22 protein-coding genes are annotated in these 19175 nt (G+C 38.5%); 11 read left to right on the forward strand and 11 right to left on the reverse strand.

Translation table 11 applies throughout. The features are described from left to right. Window positions 1-8: 8 nt before the first annotated feature. The 3 genes from NMM19_RS04535 to NMM19_RS04545 are packed head-to-tail and all read right to left on the reverse strand — an operon-like array spanning window position 9 to window position 2378. Complete coding sequence (locus NMM19_RS04535) at window positions 9-908, reverse strand: RluA family pseudouridine synthase (RefSeq protein ID WP_178895015.1); 900 nt, start codon at window positions 906-908, stop codon at window positions 9-11. After that, window positions 905-1723 carry an NAD kinase gene (locus tag NMM19_RS04540; RefSeq protein ID WP_004252947.1) on the reverse strand — a complete coding sequence of 273 codons (819 nt, stop codon included), beginning with the start codon at window positions 1721-1723 and terminating at the stop codon, window positions 905-907. Before NMM19_RS04540 ends, NMM19_RS04535 begins: the two co-directional genes overlap by 4 nt. After that, window positions 1707-2378 carry a GTP pyrophosphokinase family protein gene (locus NMM19_RS04545; RefSeq protein ID WP_178895016.1) on the reverse strand — a complete coding sequence of 224 codons (672 nt, stop codon included), beginning with the start codon at window positions 2376-2378 and terminating at the stop codon, window positions 1707-1709. Before NMM19_RS04545 ends, NMM19_RS04540 begins: the two co-directional genes overlap by 17 nt. Before the next feature lie 133 nt (window positions 2379-2511). Here NMM19_RS04545 and NMM19_RS04550 point away from each other — a divergent pair, with 133 nt between their 5' ends. The 7 genes from NMM19_RS04550 (at window position 2512) to NMM19_RS04580 (ending at window position 7293) form a co-directional block, all read left to right on the forward strand. Beyond that, a complete protein-coding gene (locus tag NMM19_RS04550) occupies window positions 2512-3081 on the forward strand; it encodes a CYTH domain-containing protein (RefSeq protein WP_178895017.1) in 570 nt (189 codons plus the stop codon). Window positions 3082-3204: 123 nt separating this feature from the next. Then, entirely contained in the window at window positions 3205-4155 is a 951-nt protein-coding gene (locus tag NMM19_RS04555) for a ribose-phosphate diphosphokinase (RefSeq protein ID WP_016465844.1), read from the forward strand. A gap of 15 nt (window positions 4156-4170) precedes the next feature. Then, window positions 4171-5286, forward strand: a complete 1116-nt coding sequence (locus NMM19_RS04560; protein WP_254730194.1) for a cysteine desulfurase family protein — start codon at window positions 4171-4173, stop codon at window positions 5284-5286. Between the two features lie 5 nt (window positions 5287-5291). Next, window positions 5292-5639 carry a DUF1831 domain-containing protein gene (locus tag NMM19_RS04565; protein WP_254730197.1) on the forward strand — a complete coding sequence of 116 codons (348 nt, stop codon included), beginning with the start codon at window positions 5292-5294 and terminating at the stop codon, window positions 5637-5639. A gap of 9 nt (window positions 5640-5648) precedes the next feature. Then, window positions 5649-5864, forward strand: coding sequence for a DUF4649 family protein (locus NMM19_RS04570; protein WP_254730200.1), 216 nt, complete (start codon window positions 5649-5651; stop codon window positions 5862-5864). 82 nt (window positions 5865-5946) lie between these two features. Continuing rightward, a complete protein-coding gene (locus NMM19_RS04575; RefSeq protein WP_254730203.1) occupies window positions 5947-6588 on the forward strand; it encodes a redox-sensing transcriptional repressor Rex in 642 nt (213 codons plus the stop codon). A 15-nt stretch (window positions 6589-6603) separates the two neighbouring features. Next, window positions 6604-7293 (forward strand): gamma-glutamyl-gamma-aminobutyrate hydrolase family protein, encoded by a 690-nt coding sequence (locus NMM19_RS04580; protein WP_254730206.1) that lies wholly within the window; start codon window positions 6604-6606, stop codon window positions 7291-7293. Window positions 7294-7317: 24 nt separating this feature from the next. Here NMM19_RS04580 and radC read toward each other — a convergent pair whose 3' ends face one another. Both radC and NMM19_RS04590 read right to left on the reverse strand, forming a co-directional pair. After that, the gene (gene radC, locus NMM19_RS04585; protein ID WP_254730209.1) at window positions 7318-7998 is read right to left on the reverse strand and encodes a DNA repair protein RadC; all 681 of its coding nucleotides are present in this window, start codon (window positions 7996-7998) and stop codon (window positions 7318-7320) included. A 64-nt stretch (window positions 7999-8062) separates the two neighbouring features. Further along, window positions 8063-9343 carry an O-acetylhomoserine aminocarboxypropyltransferase/cysteine synthase family protein gene (locus NMM19_RS04590; protein WP_254730212.1) on the reverse strand — a complete coding sequence of 427 codons (1281 nt, stop codon included), beginning with the start codon at window positions 9341-9343 and terminating at the stop codon, window positions 8063-8065. Between the two features lie 191 nt (window positions 9344-9534). Here NMM19_RS04590 and NMM19_RS04595 point away from each other — a divergent pair, with 191 nt between their 5' ends. Next, the gene (locus NMM19_RS04595) at window positions 9535-10230 is read left to right on the forward strand and encodes a VIT family protein (protein WP_178895023.1); all 696 of its coding nucleotides are present in this window, start codon (window positions 9535-9537) and stop codon (window positions 10228-10230) included. Between the two features lie 38 nt (window positions 10231-10268). Here NMM19_RS04595 and NMM19_RS04600 read toward each other — a convergent pair whose 3' ends face one another. From NMM19_RS04600 to NMM19_RS04620, 5 genes are all read right to left on the reverse strand, one after another. Beyond that, a complete protein-coding gene (locus tag NMM19_RS04600) occupies window positions 10269-12260 on the reverse strand; it encodes an ABC transporter permease (RefSeq protein ID WP_254730214.1) in 1992 nt (663 codons plus the stop codon). Window position 12261: 1 nt separating this feature from the next. Next, a complete protein-coding gene (locus tag NMM19_RS04605; RefSeq protein WP_006145535.1) occupies window positions 12262-13020 on the reverse strand; it encodes an ABC transporter ATP-binding protein in 759 nt (252 codons plus the stop codon). Between the two features lie 341 nt (window positions 13021-13361). After that, the gene (locus NMM19_RS04610; RefSeq protein WP_178895025.1) at window positions 13362-13634 is read right to left on the reverse strand and encodes a PspC domain-containing protein; all 273 of its coding nucleotides are present in this window, start codon (window positions 13632-13634) and stop codon (window positions 13362-13364) included. A 59-nt stretch (window positions 13635-13693) separates the two neighbouring features. Next, entirely contained in the window at window positions 13694-14143 is a 450-nt protein-coding gene (locus NMM19_RS04615) for a SprT family protein (RefSeq protein WP_178895026.1), read from the reverse strand. Beyond that, on the reverse strand, window positions 14130-16259 hold the full coding sequence (locus tag NMM19_RS04620; protein WP_178895027.1) for a Tex family protein: 2130 nt from the start codon (window positions 16257-16259) through the stop codon (window positions 14130-14132). Before NMM19_RS04620 ends, NMM19_RS04615 begins: the two co-directional genes overlap by 14 nt. Before the next feature lie 155 nt (window positions 16260-16414). Between NMM19_RS04620 and NMM19_RS04625 the strand changes: the two genes are divergently transcribed. The 3 genes from NMM19_RS04625 to NMM19_RS04635 are packed head-to-tail and all read left to right on the forward strand — an operon-like array spanning window position 16415 to window position 18264. Next, on the forward strand, window positions 16415-16546 hold the full coding sequence (locus NMM19_RS04625; RefSeq protein ID WP_148131582.1) for an SPJ_0845 family protein: 132 nt from the start codon (window positions 16415-16417) through the stop codon (window positions 16544-16546). Then, a complete protein-coding gene (locus NMM19_RS04630; protein WP_178895028.1) occupies window positions 16547-17452 on the forward strand; it encodes a permease in 906 nt (301 codons plus the stop codon). Then, window positions 17449-18264 carry a TIGR03943 family protein gene (locus NMM19_RS04635; RefSeq protein ID WP_178895029.1) on the forward strand — a complete coding sequence of 272 codons (816 nt, stop codon included), beginning with the start codon at window positions 17449-17451 and terminating at the stop codon, window positions 18262-18264. The genes NMM19_RS04630 and NMM19_RS04635 overlap by 4 nt, the downstream gene beginning before the upstream one ends. 31 nt (window positions 18265-18295) lie before the next feature. Here the strand turns inward: NMM19_RS04635 and aguB are convergent, their stop codons facing one another. After that, window positions 18296-19171: an N-carbamoylputrescine amidase gene (gene aguB, locus NMM19_RS04640; protein WP_178895030.1), complete on the reverse strand. Its 876-nt coding sequence runs from the start codon at window positions 19169-19171 to the stop codon at window positions 18296-18298. Window positions 19172-19175 lie beyond the last annotated feature (4 nt).

Here is a 19175-nt window from a genome sequence, read left to right on the forward strand (position 1 = left end):
GACTCCTTTTAAGATAAATTATTATTTGATAACTGTGTAATAAGTGTTTCGAAATCATCCGGCAGCGGGCATTCTAGCACTAACTGTTCTTCTAAGAATGGATGATAGAACGATAAGTAATGACAATGAAGCGCTTGACGCTCTATGCCGTGGTCTAAACTTCCACCATAAAGGTCATCTCCGAGCAATGGAAATCCAATATGAGAGAAATGAACCCGAATCTGGTGAGTTCTCCCAGTATGGAGACGAATATCAACTAAGTGAATATTCCCATAAGATGCCACGATTTGATAGGACGTATGGGCATATTTCCCACCCTTTGCTACTCGTCGAGTGATGATAGAATCTTCATCTCGGGCTATCGGAGCGATGATTTCTTCCTGAGGTTCCAGATGACCATCTCCCTTGACTAGGGCGTAATACCGCTTTTCAATAGCCTTTCTTTGCAATTGCTTGTCTAACCTAGCATGCGCATAGCCGTGTTTAGCAAAAAGCATCAAACCTGATGTATCTCTATCAAGCCTCGTCACAATGTGGACCTGCTGATTCTCATAGTTTTGTTTTACATAATAACCTTTGATAAAGTTGGCAATGGTATTGGAATGATTGACACTAGGGATTGAAGCGACTCCAGAGGGTTTGTTAATAATCAAGAAATGATCATCTTCGAATAGAATATCTAGAGGATAATCAATTGCTTCAAGTGTCTCGAATCCTTCCTCTGGCGGAATATCAATGACGACCTCATCTCCGATATCTAAGAGATAGGTTGCATTCTGCGGATGCCCGTTGACTCGAATATCACCACCTCGAAACTTAATCTTGGCAAGTAACCCTTTTGAAACTTCATGTTTTTTCAGAAAGGTTTTGACCTTGACATGTTCGTCGGCAATAAACTGAAACCTCATTCGTCCACCTCGCCAATAAAGGCATCTTTAACACGATTCCAAAAACTGGTGTGGCTTGGTGTGGCTACAAAATGAATCTTGTGGTGATCAATCTGATACTCTATTTTCTCAATATTTCGGAAAGAATAGATACTATTATCGATTGAGATTGTGTGATAGTCATTTCGAGTTGGTATCAATTCAATCTTGTCTTTTTTAGGAACAATAATTGATGAACCAAGTGTTCGGTAGATTCGATTGTTCAAACTGGCGATTTCAGCTAATTGAAGGGCTTCTATGGTAGGATGCAGTACTGCTCCACCAAGTGATTTATTATAAGCTGTACTTCCAGTCGGCGTTGAAACTGTTAGGCCGTCACCACGGAAACGTTCGAAGGGAACATGGTTAATAATGACATCAGCAACCATAGTTCGATCCGCTCGACGAATGCTAGCTTCGTTTAGTGCTCGGAAAGACTTGACTTCACCGTTTTCAAGAAAGATTTTAACACTTAGGAGTGGATAAGAAACTTGAGCTCCATTATCCAACTGTAAATTTGTAACCAATTGGTCCAACTCAAAATCACGATAATCCGTATAAAAACCTAAATGTCCCGTATGAACCCCAACAAAACGAACCTTATCCAGTTGGTTTTCATACTTATGAAAAGCAGATAACAACATGCCATCACCACCAATAGAGACGACGATATCTGGATTTTTATCGTTCAGAATAAAATTATTCTTTTTTAATCGTTCTTTTAACTCGAATAGAACTTTCTGACTCTGAGGCTTACGGTTGGCAATTAGGTCAATTCGTTTACCTGTATTCTTCATCGGTATCGTCACTGTTTCCTACCCCGTCATTTAACTTTCTGTGCAAAGGATCAAAGAGCGCTTGTGCTTCCTGGATATCAGCACGTATTTTACTCATTTCTTCATCAAGCTGATGTGAAATTCTGGCTGTAATCTCAAGTCGTTCCTTGATTTCTTCTGGGAAATCTCCTTGATATTTATAATTGAGAGAATGCTCGATTGTAGCCCAAAAGTTCATAGCCAAGGTACGAATTTGAATCTCAACTAGAATAGTTTTCGCACCGTAAATCGTATCAACCGTATACTCAATAATCACATGGTAAGAACGATAACCCGATGCCTTTCGATGAGTAATATAATCTCGTTCTTGAACAACTCTCATATCCTGTCTTTTACGAAGGATAGAAACAACCTCGTTTACGTCGTCTACGAATTGAACCATGACACGTAAACCTGCAATGTCTTGCAAATCCTGTTCAAGTGTGTCATAGCCAATACCCCGGCGTGCCATTTTTTCTTTGATACTTTCAATCGGTTTAACCCGACCCGTGACAAACTCAATAGGAGAATGTTTATTTTGTTTTCGATATTGTTTTCGGATACCTCGGAGTTTAATTTTCAATTCTCCGACAGCTTGAATGTAAGGATCTAAAAATTCTTCCCATTCTGTAATCATATAACTCTTACGTCCAATTCTCTATGCAGTTTAATTTATCTAATTTTTGATTTTCTCATGAAAATCATATACAATAAATACAATGCTTATTATACCATAAATCGCTTTCAAATATAAAGAAAAGGTTGTAAAAATGAAACATTTAGAAATTGAAATGAAAACACTTCTCAGTGAAGAAGAATATGACCGTTTGCTAGCTCAGTTTTCAGAAGTCACTCCTATTACACAAAAAAATTACTACCTCGATACGCCTGATTTTTACCTTCGACAGCATAAAATCGCTATTCGCATTCGTACATTTGAAAATAGTGCCGAATTGACCATAAAAATCCCACAAACAGTTGGAAATATGGAATACAATCAAGCTCTCACTCTAGAAGAGGCAAAGAAATGTTTAGAAGAATGTAAACTTCCTCAGGGAATGATTTTAGAAGAACTTTCAAATCGTGGTGTTTCACCAAGTGGCTGGGTTGTCTTAGGTTGTTTAACTACTGTTCGTTATGAGAAAGAGACGTCTATCGGACTGATGGCACTTGATCAAAGTAGCTACTTCGATGTTGTTGATTATGAACTAGAGTTGGAAGTCGAAAATGGAGACCAGGGAAGTCTTGATTTTCAGGAGTTTTTACAGGCAAATGATATCGAATATAAGAAAGCACCTTCAAAATTAGTTCGATTTATAGAAAATATGAAAAATAACTGAAATAATCAACTTTTTTTGATAAAATATAAGAGATAAAAAATAATAGAATCTGTAATGGACTACAGTTGTTAATAAAATGTTTCCTTTTACTGATTCACATAGTTTATAGAGGACGGTTTATCAATGTCAGATACAAAGAATATGAAGCTTTTTTCACTTTCATCAAATCATGAAATTGCTCAAAAAATTGCGGATGCTGCAGGTGTTCCGCTTGGAAAATTATCATCACGTCAATTTTCAGATGGTGAAATCCAAGTTAACATCGAAGAAAGTGTTCGTGGCTATGATGTTTATATCATCCAGTCTACTTCTTATCCTGTTAGCAATCATTTGATGGAACTTTTAATCACTGTTGATGCCTGTGTTCGTGCTAGTGCAAATACAATCAATGTTGTCATGCCTTATTTTGGTTATGCTCGTCAAGACCGTATCGCTTCTTCTCGCGAACCTCTTACGGCTAAACTTGTTGCAAATATGTTGGTTAAAGCTGGAGTTAGTCGTGTATTGACACTTGATCTTCACGCTGTTCAGGTTCAAGGTTTCTTTGATATTCCTGTTGACAACCTCTATACAATTCCTCTTTTTGCAAAACATTACTGCGATAAAGGCTTGACTGGTTCAGATGTGGTTGTTGTCAGCCCTAAAAACTCAGGTGTAAAACGTGCTCGTAGCCTTGCTGAATACCTTGATGCTCCGATTGCTATCATCGACTATGCTCAAGATGATTCTGAACGTAGCCAAGGATATATTATCGGTGAGGTTGAAGGCAAGAAAGCAATCTTGATTGATGATATTCTAAATACAGGCCGGACTTTCTCTGAAGCTGCTAAAATCCTAGAACGCGATGGAGCGACTGAAATCTATGCAGTTTCAAGTCACGGACTATTCGTTGACGGCGCTGCAGAATTGCTTGATGCAGCTAATATCAAAGAAATCTTGGTTACAGATTCTGTTGTAACAGAAAGTAAAAAACCTAAAAACGTACAATACATTACTGCAAGCGAATTAATTGGTGATGCCATGGTTCGTATTCATGAAAGAAAACCAGTTAGTCCACTATTTAAGTTTAAATAGAAATTAGGTGAGTTTTTGATATATTTAGATAATGCTGCTACGACTCCAATGTCACCTGCAGCTATCTCAGCGATGACTCAAGTCATGCAAGAAACATATGGGAACCCTTCTAGTATTCATAGTCATGGACGCCAAGCAGGTAAATTATTACGAGAAGCGCGTCAAGAGTTAGCGAGTTTACTAGGAACAAAGCCACAGCATGTTTTCTTCACCTCTGGTGGTACAGAAAGTAATAATACTGCAATTATCGGCTACTGCCTTCGCCACCAAGGGCGTGGGAAACACATCATTACTACTGCTATTGAGCATCACGCAGTTCTTGAACCAATTGAATATTTGGTTGAAAATTTCGGGTTTGAAGTAACTATTTTGAAACCTGTAAATCAAGAAATCACAGCAGAGCAAGTCAAAAATGCACTCCGTGAAGATACCATTCTAGTTTCAACTATGTTTGCAAACAATGAAACAGGAACTCTATTACCGATTGCTGAAATTGGTGAGGTTTTAAAAAATCATCCAGCTTCTTATCATGTTGATGCAGTTCAGGCGATTGGTAAAGTAGAGATTCTTCCCGAAGAATTGGGAATTGATTTTCTTAGCGCTTCTGCACATAAATTCTATGGTCCCAAAGGCGTAGGTTTCCTATACGCTTCTTCTACAGATTTTGATTCTTATCTACACGGTGGAGATCAAGAACAGAAAAAAAGAGCAGGAACAGAAAATCTTCCTGCAATTATAGGGATGGTCGCGGCACTTAAGGATGATCTTGAACATTTAGAAAGTAATTTTGAAAAAGTTCAAAAGTTACAAGAAACATTTCTAACTGAAATGGATGGATTAAACTACTATCTAAACCAAAGTAAAGAGCAACTTCCCTATGTCCTCAACATTGGTTTCCCAGGACAACGAAATGATCTGCTACTACTTCGCCTGGATCTAGAAGGCATTTCTATTTCAACAGGTTCAGCATGTACCGCTGGTATTGTTCAGGTTAGTCATGTTCTTCAGGCTTTTTATGGAGAAGACTCGCCTCGCTTACACGAGTCTGTTCGCGTCAGCATTTCACCTCAAAATACAGAACAAGAAATGATAACTCTTGCTAAAACTCTTAAAAATATCATCGGAGGATAAACTTAATGGCATTTGAACAAACGATTAAACTAAAAAATTGTCGTTACGATTACACACTTAGCCCAACTGTTAAAAAATTTACACTTAAAGATAATACTTTTTTTGAAACTAAAGTTGGTAACTATGAATTAACACGTCTTCTTGAAAAAGTACCAAATAGTGGAGATGGATTCCAACTTAAGATTATCATTAACAAAGACTTAACAGGTGCAAAAATCAATATTACTGATAAATTTGGTCTACGTTTAGTTGATATCTTCAAATCAGAAGAAACTCATATCCACCAAGAGAAATTCTACTTCTTGATGGATAGTCTTGTTGAGCGTGGCGTATTTACAAAAAGTGAAAGATAAAAGGTCGTTATGTTTCGATTAACTTACAAGGACTCCTATCAAGTAGAGCGTGTGCAAGAATATGAAGATTATGAAGCACTCATGCTCTCTCTATCGGGTTGTGTAACCCTTCCTGATACGACTCTTATCACTTCATTAACTCACAATGGAGTTGAAATCTATCAAGGGCTTCTAGGTAATCTCTACCGCTTTTTAAGGACTTACCACGAAACTAAGATAAACTAAGATTTTTTCTTAGTTTTTTTTCGTTATTGTTGCAATTTTCACAAACTTTCTATAAAATAGTAAATAGAAAGGTTGTGATTTTGTGAAAGAAAAACAGTCTGCTATTCCTAAAGCAACAGCAAAGAGACTTTCTCTCTATTACCGTATTTTTAAAAGATTTAATGCTGAGAAAATTGAAAGAGCCAATTCAAAACAAATTGCAGAAGCGATTGGAATTGATTCTGCCACTGTTCGCCGTGATTTCTCTTACTTTGGGGAACTTGGACGTCGTGGATTTGGCTACGATGTCAAAAAGCTCATGAACTTTTTCGCTGATCTTTTAAATGATAATTCTATAACTAATGTTATGTTGGTAGGTATCGGAAATATGGGGCATGCCCTCCTCCACTACCGTTTTCATGAGCGTAACAAGATGAAAATCATCATGGCTTTTGACCTAGATGATCATCCTGAGGTTGGTACCCAAACTCCTGATGGTGTTCCAATCTATGGAATCTCACAAATAAAGGACAAAATCAAGGATAGTGATGTTAAAACTGCTATTCTTACTGTTCCTAGTGTTAAATCTCAAGAAGTTGCAGAACTATTAGTCGACGCCGGTATCAAAGGTATTCTTAGTTTTTCTCCTGTTCACCTACATCTTCCTAAAGACGTAGTTGTTCAGTATGTCGATCTTACAAGCGAACTTCAAACCCTCCTCTATTTCATGCGTAAAGAGGATTAGAAAGTGTAAATATTTATGAATAAACCAGTTATTGGGATTACAGGAAATGAAACCCCGCATCCAGATGATGATCTTATGATGAGTTATGCTGCCAAAGGCTTTGTTGAAGGAGTTAAGGAAGCTGGAGGTATCCCCATTATCCTACCAATTGGTGATGAAGAAATGGCCAGTTACTACATTAGTTTAATTGATAAACTTATTCTAACTGGTGGACAAAACGTTGACCCTAAATACTATGGTGAGCCAAAAGCCATTGATAGCGACGACTACCACCTTCAACGTGATATTTTTGAGTTAGCACTCATTAAAGAAGCAATCAAGCAAAATAAACCAATTTTTTCTGTCTGTCGTGGTACTCAACTTTTTAACGTAGCCATGGGCGGGTCTCTTTATCAAGATATTGAAGATCATTGGCAAGATACTTCCGCTGAATACACCACTCAGCGGCTTGTTACCGAACCAGATACTGTTCTTCGAGAAATTTATGGAGAAATCTCTCATATCAATTCTTTCCACCATCAGAGCATCAAAGATTTAGCTCCTAATCTTCAGGTTGTAGCACATGATCCTAAAGATGGTATTATCGAGGCTGTAACAAGTACAGATGGTTTCCCTTATCTCGGTGTTCAATGGCATCCAGAATTTCTCTTTGAAAATCGCCCCAAAGATAAAACGCTTTTTGACTATGTTGTCAATGAATTGTGAAACCTGTATATGATGCAGGTTTTTTTATATCATATCCGTCTTCTCACGGTAACTAAAATAATCTGAATGTGAGACAATTAGATGGTCCAATAAGACCAATCCCATTATCTCGCAGGCTTCTTTAACAAGCTTGGTAACATGGTCGTCATTGGGGCTAGGAACTACTGCACCTGATGGATGATTGTGAACCAGAATCACAGATGTTGCCATGTGCTTTAGGGCATAGTGGAGAATTTCTCTCGGTTCAGCAATGCTTCTTGTTGCAGACCCTATAAAAATAGTCTTCTGGTGAATGATTTGATTTTGTGAATTCAGATAGAGCGCCACTAAGTGCTCTTGTTTTTTATCTCCAAGCTCAGCTTGCATCTTTTTAGCTAATTTACGACTGCTAAGAATGCTCTCCATTTCCACTGTTTCCCTTTTATGGATACGGTAGCCTAATTCGATAACAGCTTGTAATTCGATTGCCTTTACATGTCCAATACCCGATAGAGTCTGCAATTCCTGTAGACTCATTCTTTTTAGGTCGGTTAAACATGTTAACTGATTTAAGACCTTCTGTGCTATTTCAAAAACATTGGCCTGTTTTGTTCCTGTTCTTAGCAAAATAGCTAGTAATTCTTGATTGCTGAGAGCCTCTACTCCTTCCCTAACAAGTCTTTCTCTTGGTAAGAGCGAATCTTCCTGAAATGAAATACTATACATAAAAAATCCTCCTCACTTTATTATTCGTGAGAAGGATCTTAAATCAGATAAATTTTAAGTGTTTTTAAATCTTTTCAAGAGCTAGTCGCAAATCTTCAATCAAATCATCGACATTTTCAAGACCGATTGAGAGACGGATTTGATTTTTAGTTACTCCTGCTGCTTCTAGATCAGAGTCTGACAACTGAGCATGTGTTGTAGTTGCGGGATGAACCACCAATGATTTAGCATCTGCTACATTGGCTAAGTTTGAAAAGATTTCCAAGTTGTCAATCACTTTACGAGCTTCTGCTTCTCCGCCTTTAACATGGAAGGTAAAGATTGAACCAACACCTTTTGGTAAATATTTCTCAGCTAATGCGTGGTAAGGGCTATCTGGAAGTTTTGGATAGTTGACCTTTTCAACCTTTGGATGGTTCACAAGGAAATCAACGATTTTCTCAGCATTTTGAACATGGCGTTCAACTCGAAGAGAAAGTGTTTCAAGACCTTGTAAGAGTAAGAATGAGTTAAACGGTGAAAGGGCAGCTCCCATATCACGAAGCAATTGCACGCGAGCAGCCACGATAAAGGCTGCAGCACCAACATCACGAGTATAACTGATATTGTGGTAGCTTGGGTCCTCATCGACCAATTGAGGGAATTTCCCTGAAGCAGCCCAGTCAAACTTACCACTGTCAACAATGACACCACCAATAGTTGTACCGTGACCACCGATAAACTTAGTTGCAGAGTGAACTGCGATATCTACACCGTGAGAAAAGACATTGATAAGATAAGGTGTTGCGAAGGTATTGTCAGCAACCAAAGGAATCTGGTGTTTGTGAGCAATTTCAGCGATTTTTTCGATATCTGGAATATTGATAACTGGATTTCCCAAAGTTTCAATCAAGACAAGCTTGGTATTATCTTTAATCGCTGCTTCTACTTCTTCTAGATTATCAATATCAACAAAAGTTGTGGTGATTCCATAACGAGGAAGTGTTTCTTTCAAGAGGTTAAAGGTACCACCATAGATGGTTGATGCTGCAACGACGTGGTCTCCTGCGTGGGCTAGAGCTAAAATTGTGTAGGTAATAGCAGCCATACCTGATGCAGTTGCAAGTGCACCTACACCACCTTCAAGAGCTGCGATACGCTCTTCAAAGGCTGATGTTGTTGGGTTAGTGATACGAGTATAGATATTACCAGCCTTTTGAAGGGCAAAAAGTTCAGCTCCTTCTTGGGTATCTTCAAATACAAAAGATGTTGTTTGGTAAATAGGAACAGCACGAGATTTTGTAGTCGCGTCTACTACTTGACCAGCATGCAATTGAAGTGTTTCAAATTTAAATTCACGAGTCATTGTGAGTCCTCCAAAGATTTCATTAGGTTCATTGTATCACCTAATTCGTTCAGTTACAAATACAACTTTGTTATATATTGGCATAAGAAATAGCTATTGCTATTATTAGAATTGTAGAACTTTTTTCAGATAGTTTAAAATGTTTGTCTTCACTGCTCATATACTTTATAATGTTTAGAAAGGAGAAAACTATGTCAGAAATTACTCATGAAATTGATGCAAACTTTGCTGGTCGTTTAAATATCTTGCGTGCTGGTGTACTGGGAGCAAATGATGGAATCATCTCTATCGCTGGAGTTGTTATCGGGGTAGCCAGTGCTACAACGAATATCTGGATCATCTTCCTCTCAGGATTGGCTGCTATTCTTGCTGGTGCCTTTTCTATGGCTGGAGGCGAGTATGTATCTGTATCTACTCAGAAAGACACGGAGGAAGCTGCTGTAGCTCGTGAACAACTACTTTTGGATAAAGATATGGAGGCTGCTAAAAAATCACTCTACGCATCCTATCTTCAAAATGGTGAGTGTGAAACTTCAGCTCAACTATTAGTTAACAAAGCTTTTTTGAAAAATCCACTAAAAGCCTTAGTCGAGGAAAAATATGGTATCGAGTATGAAGAATTCACCAATCCATGGCATGCTGCAGCATCTAGCTTTATTTCCTTTGTCCTCGGAAGTCTCCCGCCAATGCTTTCAATAACCATCTTTCCAAGTGACTATCGAATCCCTGCTACTGTTATCATTGTAGCAATTTCACTTCTAGTCACTGGATATACAAGTGCCAAACTTGGAAAAGCCCCAACCAAAACAGCTATGATTCGTAACCTTTGCATCGGCCTTTTGACCATGGGTGTTACTTATCTATTTGGACAATTGTTTAGCATTTAAATCATAAAAACACCTCGAAAATATCGAGGTATTTTTTATTATAGCTGGATAATTTTGCGATAACTTCTTGAAGTAATCATAAAGATTAGTACGTAGATAAGGGCAAAGATACCACAAATAGAAAGTGTTACACTTAACATCATAGCTGTATCTACTACCCCAATGACCTTAAGAATCAAACTCAACATATGATAGGCAAATGCTAAGTGAAGAAAGGCGAAGATTACTGGAAGGAAGAAAACAGTCAAGACTTGCTTGTTAATGGTTTGCTTGATTTGTTTTTGGTCCAAGCCAACTTTTTGCAGGATGACAAAGCGTTCACGATCCTCATAACCTTCTGAGATTTGTTTATAGTAGATAACAAGTACTGTTCCCATCATAAAGATGATAGAGAGGAAAATACCAATAAAGAGAACTCCTCCAAAGAGAGCATTCATTTGTGCAATTGCATCACTTGCAGTGCCTCCACCATAAACCATACCGTCTTTATTTTTGAGATTATGACTAAAATTATTTGCAAACTCCTCAAAATCATCAGATAGCTTTAACTGTTCCTCTAGACTAGCTGTTACATCCATACCACCGTAGAGCTGTGTGTATATAGCTGAATCCTGGTACTGTTCCAAAAAGCTTTGAATATCAGCTACTACAAGATAGTTATAATCTGACACCAATAGTACATAAGGATTGGAAACATGATTAGCAATAAAATCCTGCTGGATTGCTTCCTTGATCGTATAGTTCTGATTGTTTAGACTAAATGCTCTCTGTCCTTTAAGTTGGTCATTTCGAGCCCAAAGCCCTACTTCATCTCCAGTGAGATTTAATTTCTGACCAGTCATCTTTTCGTAATCTTTTTGGTCGAAAACTAAGAAGACAGTCTTGGGCATAACACTATTTTGCCCTTTTTCAAAGATGGTTAATTTGGTCCCATCTTGACTAGAAAGGCCGAAGCTAGCATAGCTGAGTACATCTTTGTTACTAATCGTTAAGCTCTTTTCACTTGCATACTGAGTCAAAAGTTTGTCTAAATCCTCAACTTCTACATTTTGCCCCTTGACATCAAAATCGTGAGGATATAGGAGTTTTTTCATATTTTCAGAACCGTTGTAGATGCTGGTTGCTGCTGACATGGTGATTAAAACCATGGTTGAAAGGATAGCAATGGTTGCTAATCCGACAGCATTTTTTTTCATACGGAAGATGAGGTTAGAAACAGAGATGAGGTTGTTGGGTTGGTAGTAATATCTCTTGTTTTTCTTGAGCAACTGTAAGAAGACTGTAATACCAGCATTGAATAAGAGATAGGTTCCTACAATAACTAACATGACCGCAATAAAGAAAGTAGCGACAGCTTTAAATGCATCTGTTACGCTTAGTGCTAAGTAGTAGCCACCACCTAGTGCAATGAGCCCTACTAAAGTTTGAAGAACTAGGAAACGCCCCTTCTTCTCACCTTTTGCTTTCTCACGAGAGAGTTGGAGAGCATCCATACGGATGATACGTATAGCGTTTAAGAAAACGATAACTAAAAAGATAAAACCGAATACCAGAAGGATTGAAAGCACTACGGACCATTGGAAAGTTGCAACTAACTCTACCTTCATCTTCGCAAGTTTAAGCAATAATGCAAAGATGAGATTATCAAAGAGGGCGCCTATCCCAATACCGGCAGTGACTGTTACTAGCCCAAAAATCAAGAGTTCCTTGAAGGTCATACCAATCAAATGGCGTTTTTCTAAGCCCAACATGCCATATACACCCAGTTCTTTGGAACGGTTTTTCATGACAAAACTGTTGGCATAAAGCACGATAATGGCAGATGCAAGTGTCACTACGACAAGCCCTAGTTGTAGGGTAAATTGTATAGCAGATGCACCACGCAAATCCACAATTTTTGGATTAAAAGCTAGGGAGTAAAAGAGATAGCTAATCGTGACTGCCAAAATGACAGACAAAGCAAAAGGGTAATAGAGTTTGCGGTTTTTGATTAAGTTGGATATGGCCAACTTATTGGTTAATCGAAACATACTAGTTCACCTCACTTGCCATAACAGTTAAGGTGTCAGAGATTTCTTGGAACATCTGACGATCAGTTTTTTCACCACGGTAGATTTGGTTATAGAGAATGCCATCCTTGATGAAAAGGACACGTTTTGCACGGCTAGCTGCTGCTGTTGAGTGGGTTACCATGAGAATGGTTTGCCCTTGCTCGTTGATCTGATCAAAGATATCAAGGAGAGCTGCAGACGATTTAGAGTCTAGGGCACCTGTTGGCTCGTCCGCAAGGAGAATTTCTGGGTCTGTGATGATAGCCCGTGCAACTGCAACCCGTTGTTTTTGCCCTCCAGAGATTTCATAAGGGTACTTCTCCTGCAATTGATTGATGCCAAGATTTTCAGCCGTCACCACCAATTTTTTCATCATTTCTGTAATAGGCTTTCTAGACAATACCAAAGGGAGTAAGATATTGTCTTTAACAGAAAGCGTATCTAACAAATTAAAGTCTTGGAAGACAAAGCCTAACTTTTCACGACGGAAACTTGATGCTTCAGAATTTTTAATGGTAGCTGTGTCTGTTCCGTTAAGGAAAACCTGGCCACGAGTTGGCTTGTCTAGCATGGCGAGAATATTGAGTAAAGTAGATTTCCCAGAACCAGATTCACCCATGATAGCAACGTAATCGCCTTTTTCTACAGTAAAGTGAATATCTTTCAAGGCTTCTACTTGGTTGCCTTGAAAGCGAGTTTTATAAATCTTTTGAACGTGTTTTACATCTAATAGCGTCATTTTAACATCTCCTTTTTAATATCCCATTAATTGAAACTGAGCCTGCATAATAGCGCAACCGAGCTGAACTCGCTCGATATCCTTTGGACTCGGCTTACTTGTATGTTTCTTCTGTAAAATATTTTTCATAGTTTTGCTCCTTTATCTTTATGATATAAGTGTACTCTAAAGAAAGAGTTGGTTCCATAACATAACCTTACAAATGGAGCTTTAATCTTACATTTTTGTAAGATAGAGATATTTTTTGAAATCAACTACTATTAGTTTACCACAAATTTTCAAGCAAAAGAAAAACCCTTGTAATTACAAGGGTTTAATACTTCAAATGAATGGTAAGATGGTTACCAAAACCAACCTTTGTCATCATCGATTGGCTCAGCTTCTTTCATTTTGCGTGGGCCTGTTCCGTACATGTCAGCTTCGATATCTTCCTTAGTTGGTAGGATATAAGCTAGGATAATGTAGATGATGATTCCGAGTCCAAAATTTGCGATTGTAAAGATAGCAAAAATAAAGCGCACGAGTGTCACATCAAGATCCCATCTATCAGATAGTCCAGCAAGAACTCCTGATATCATCCGATTTCGTCTCATTTTGTAAAATTTTCTATTCATGATTTGTACCTCTTTCGGTATTCTTGAAACAAGTATAACATGAACTTAAACACCCTGCATCAGTCCTTAGGCGGATTTTGTAGGATAAGTTTTCCATGACATAGACCACAACGATAACGTTTGGTGTCGATTTGTCGTTTTCTTTGATAGGGTTGGCCACAAGAGTAACATTTATAAACCAAAGCTGGTTTTTGACGAACGCTTGATAAGGGAGGAACAAAGCGGAGCCCATCTACTTCTTTTAACAGTTCTTTAAAAGCTATATCTTTATGCTTATAACCCTTACCTTCATAGTATAGATGGTAATGACAGAGTTCGTGACGGACAATCTTCCGAAAAACTTCTACCCCTAGCTCTTGATAGACTTTTGGATTAAAATCCAAATGCCCATCCTTAGGGAAAAATCGTCCACCTGTCGACCGCAGACGAGTATTCCATTGAGCTTGGTGTTTGAAAGGTTTTCCGAAGTCTTCTAAAGAGACTTGTTTAACGTAATCAGTTAGATTCATCTGGTGCAAGGAGCGACAGATTTACTTTTTCACGTTGGACATCGATTGTCTTCACCCATACAGTTACCAAATCCCCAACGGATACGACTTGACTTGGATGCTTGATAAATTTCTTACTCATGTGAGAAATATGAATGAGACCATCCTCATGGATACCAATGTCAACAAAGGCACCAAAGTCTACAACGTTCCGAACGACCCCTTCAAGCTTTTGACCGACTTTTAAGTCCTTGATATCCAAGACATCCTGACGAAGAACTGGAGCATCAAAAGAATCACGGAAATCACGACCTGGTTTGAGAAGATCAGCAATAATATCTTTAAGTGTTTCTTGACCAAGGTCTAGCTCTTGAGCCATTTCTTTGATTGATACAGACTTGAGCTTAGCTTGTGCTTCTTCGTTTACGTCCTTAATGTCCAAACGTTTGAAGAGTTCTTTGACAGCACCATAGTTTTCCGGGTGAACACCTGTGTTGTCAAGGATATTGCTACTTTCAGGGATACGGAGGAAACCGGCAGCCTGTTCAAACGCTTTAGCACCTAAACGAGGAACTTTCTTGATTTGGGCCCGTGAAGTGATTTTACCTTCTTCTTCACGATACTTCACGATATTTTCAGATATCGTTTTGTTAAGTCCTGCGACATGTGAAAGTAAGGCTGGACTAGCTGTGTTGACATTGACACCGACTTGGTTAACGACTGTATCTACGACAAAGTCCAGACTTTCAGACAATTTCTTTTGACTAACATCGTGCTGGTATTGACCAACACCGATAGATTTGGGATCAATTTTAACCAATTCTGCAAGTGGGTCTTGCAAACGACGAGCGATAGAAATGGCTGAACGTTTTTCAACGGTTAAGTCAGGAAACTCTTGACGAGCAAGTTCACTAGCTGAGTAGACAGACGCACCGCTCTCATTAACGATGACATAACTAACTTCTGGAAAATCCTTAAGCACTTCAGCAACAAAAGCTTCGCTCTCACGACTGGCAGTACCATTTCCGATAGCAATAATTTCAACACCGTATTGGCCAATCAAATCAGCCAAATCACGCTTGGCTTCCTCAATCTGACGAGCTGAAGCTGGTTTGACTGGATAAATGACCTGCGTTGTCAACATCTTCCCAGTTGCATCAACGACTGCAAGCTTTGCACCTGTACGAAAGGCAGGGTCAAATCCAAGTACCACGCGCCCTTTAAGAGGAGCAACAAGGAGAAGATTGCGAAGGTTTTCTGAGAAGAGTTGGATAGCTCCTTCTTCTGCCTTTTCTGTTAATTCTGTACGAATACGACGCTCAATAGCTGGTAATACTTTTTTCTTAACAGATTGCTGAATAACTTCGTCAATATAAGCATTCTTAACCTTGAAACGAGCAGCAAAGAATGCTTGGATACGATCAACTGCATGCTCAAATCCAATCTTCAAAATGCCTAGCTTTTCACCACGATTAAGGGCAAGCGTACGGTAACCTTGCATGTTTGCAACTGTTTCTGAGAAATCGTAATAAATCTGAAAGACTTGTTTTTCATCAAGACTCTCATCTTTGACTTGAGAAGTAATCTTAGAGCGTCTATGTACCTCTTGATATGTCATTGAACGCAAATGAACATCCTCGGATAGTGCTTCAACCAAGATGTCTACAGCCCCAGCCAAAGCTTCTTGAGGAGTTTCGAAACCTTCGCAGACAAATGCTTCTGCTTCTTTTTCTAGGTTAGAAACATTTTGTAAAATTAAACGAGCAAGTGGAAAAAGTCCAGCCTCACGCGCAATCGTTGCCTTGGTCCGACGTTTCTCCTTATAGGGAAGATAGAGTTCTTCTACATCTGCGAGTTTTTCAGCTGCTAAAATAGCTTCTTCCAATTCCTTTGTTAGCTTACCTTGCTCTTTGATTTTTGCTAAGACCGCTTCCTTACGATCATTTAGAGCAGTTAAACTCTTATCGAGGTCGATAATAGCCTTAATGGCTACTTCATCTAGACTTCCGGTCATATCTTTCCGATAACGGGCGATAAAGGGGATAGTTGCTCCTTCTGCTGTCAAAGACAAGACAGTATCAATCTGCTTTAAAGTTACACCCAAATCTTGGGAAATTTTTTCATATTTTTTATCCATGAAACTATTATACCATAAGCAGGAAAGCTTGTTTTCATTAATTTGTTGCTTTATTTCAACTTTATAAAGATAAAAGCTATGTTTATTTTAAAATCCAACTATTTCTTAGAAATAATAGTATAATAGTGATAACTAAAAGAATCGAGGTATGCCTTATGGCTGTTAAATTTACAAAAACTGATGACTTAGATAAGATGTTCGAAGAATTCGCTAAACTACCTGATTTAAAGCAAGTAACATTTCCAGATGACAAAGAAAAGAAAGAAAAAGCAGAAAAGAAAAAATAGATGGATCTCTTTCAAAACCTACCTTCAAGTGTTTTACAAGCTGGTGCCATTTTTCTATCAATCATTATTGAAGCCCTACCCTTTGTCTTAATTGGTAGCATCATCTCTGGTGCTATTGAAGTCTACATCACTCCTGAGAAGGTTTATACATTTCTCCCTAAAAATCGCTTGGGGAGAATCTTTTTTGGTACCTTCATTGGTTTTCTCTTTCCCTCTTGTGAGTGTGGGATTGTCCCTATCATCAATCGTTTCTTGGAGAAGAAGGTTCCAAGCTATACAGCTGTTCCCTTTCTAGTAACGGCTCCAATCATTAATCCCATCGTACTTTTTGCGACCTATTCAGCTTTTGGTAATTCATTTAAAATGGTCTTACTCCGCGCTTTAGGTTCGATTCTTGTTGCTACTATTTTGGGTATCTTTCTTGGATTTTTCTGGGAGGGACCTATTCAAAAGGAATATAGATTGGCTTGTCATGAGCATGATTTTTCTCACTTGAGTAAAGGTCAAAAAATCCTTCAGGTCTTTATCCAAGCTATTGATGAATTCTTCGATATGGGGCGTTACTTGGTCTTTGGCTGTCTTTTTGCAAGTCTAGTTCAAGTCTATGTACCAACTCGAATCTTGACATCTATCAGCTCTTCCCCACTGCTTGCTATTGTTCTATTGATGCTCTTATCCTTCCTACTATCACTCTGTAGTGAGGCGGATGCTTTTATCGGCTCTTCGCTTCTCTCCAGTTTTGGCTTTGCTCCAGTTCTTGCCTTTCTGGTTATAGGTCCTATACTTGATGTTAAGAACTTACTCATGATGAAAAATTATCTCAAAACTCGCTTTATTTGGCAGTTTATGACTATTGTAACTCTCGTTGTACTTATTTATGCTTATCTAGTCGGGGTGATGCTATGATACGATTTCTTATTTTGATGAGTTATTTTTTCTTAACCCTTTATCTACATCTATCAGGTAAGCTCAATCAATATCTAAATCTCCACTACTCTTATCTGGCTTATATCACCATGGTTTTATCTTTGATACTAGCCATCGTTCAAGCCTATATTTGTTTCAAACGTTCGAAAGAACATAGTCACTTACAGAGTTTTTCAGCCAAACTTGCTAGTTTTGTCCTCTTAAGTTTGCCTTTGTTAGTTGGATTCACTTTTCCAACAGTTACTCTGGATTCACAAACAGTATCGGCAAAAGGATATTATTTCCCTTTGTCGGAAGGAACTGACAAGGCAATCCAAGCAAGTGAAGGTACTAGCAGTCAGTATCTCAAGCCGGATACCAGTCGGTTTTATTCAAAGACAGCTTATGAAAAAATTGTTAGGAAATCTGCTGATAAATACTTAGCTCAATCTAGTATTGTCATCACCGATGATAATTACTTAGAAGTCATGGAAGCTATTTATGACTATCAAAATGAGTTTGAAGGTAAGGAAATCGAGTTCACAGGCTTTATTTACAATGATCCCAGTCACAGCGATAGTCAATTTGTTTTTCGCTTTGGTATTATGCACTGTATAGCTGATTCAGGGGTTTTTGGGCTATTGACCATAGGAAATACCAATCATTATGACAATAACACCTGGGTGAGAGTTAAAGGAAAGATTAGCAATCGCTACCACAAGGAACTTAACCAAGTCCTTCCAACAATCGAAGTCCAGTCTTTCATAAAAGTGGACAAACCAGAGAATCCTTATGTTTATAAAGAATTTTAAAAAAGTAGCCTGAGCTGGCTACTTTTTGTTATTATCTGACAATATCTTTATACATATCTGGTCTTCTATCTCTAAACAAGCCCCAGTTTAGGCGTTCATTTGCTCCCTTGTCAAGGTCATAAGTTATTAACAAGATAGCTTCGCCTTGTCGTTCTGCTTTGGTCAAGATAGCTCCTGTTTCATCGGTCATAAAGGATGAACCATAGAAGTTAAGGCTAGAACTTTGTCCCCCATTTTCCTCGCAAGGTTGGACTTCTTCCAAGCCATAACGATTAGCAGCAATAACTGGCACAATATTTGCTGCTGCGTGCCCTTGCATCGTACGTTGCCAATGTCCACAACTATCTGTATCCAAAATTGGTTCCGAACCAATGGCTGTTGGATAAAAGAGAAATTCTGCACCATTTAAGGCAAGGCAACGGGCTGTTTCAGGGAACCACTGATCCCAACAGATCCCAATACCGATTTTCGCATAGCGAGTATCCCAAACTTTGAATCCTGTGTTGCCAGGCGTGAAATAAAACTTTTCTTGATAATAATGGTCATCTGGTATGTGTGTCTTCCGATAAACGCCTAGCACTTCTCCATCTGCATCAATGACAGCTATCGAATTATATAAGACATTACCATCTTTTTCATAGAAACTGATTGGTAAAACGACCTTTAATTCCTTGGCAATCACTTTGAAATGCTGAATTGCCGTATTTTCTGACACCGACTGGGCATACTGGTAGTAGTCATATTGACGTTCCTGACAGAAATAGGGACGTTCAAACAACTCAGGTAAGAGAATAATTTGCGCACCTTGATCTGTAGCTTGACGGACCAAACGTTCAGCTGTTTGGATATTCGTTTCCACATCCTTAGCGCATTGCATCTGAATAGCTGCAACCTTTACATTTCTCATCTTT

The organism is Streptococcus sp. CF8_St5-17 (assembly GCF_024295665.1).
In the GTDB taxonomy this organism is placed as follows: Bacteria; Bacillota; Bacilli; order Lactobacillales; family Streptococcaceae; genus Streptococcus.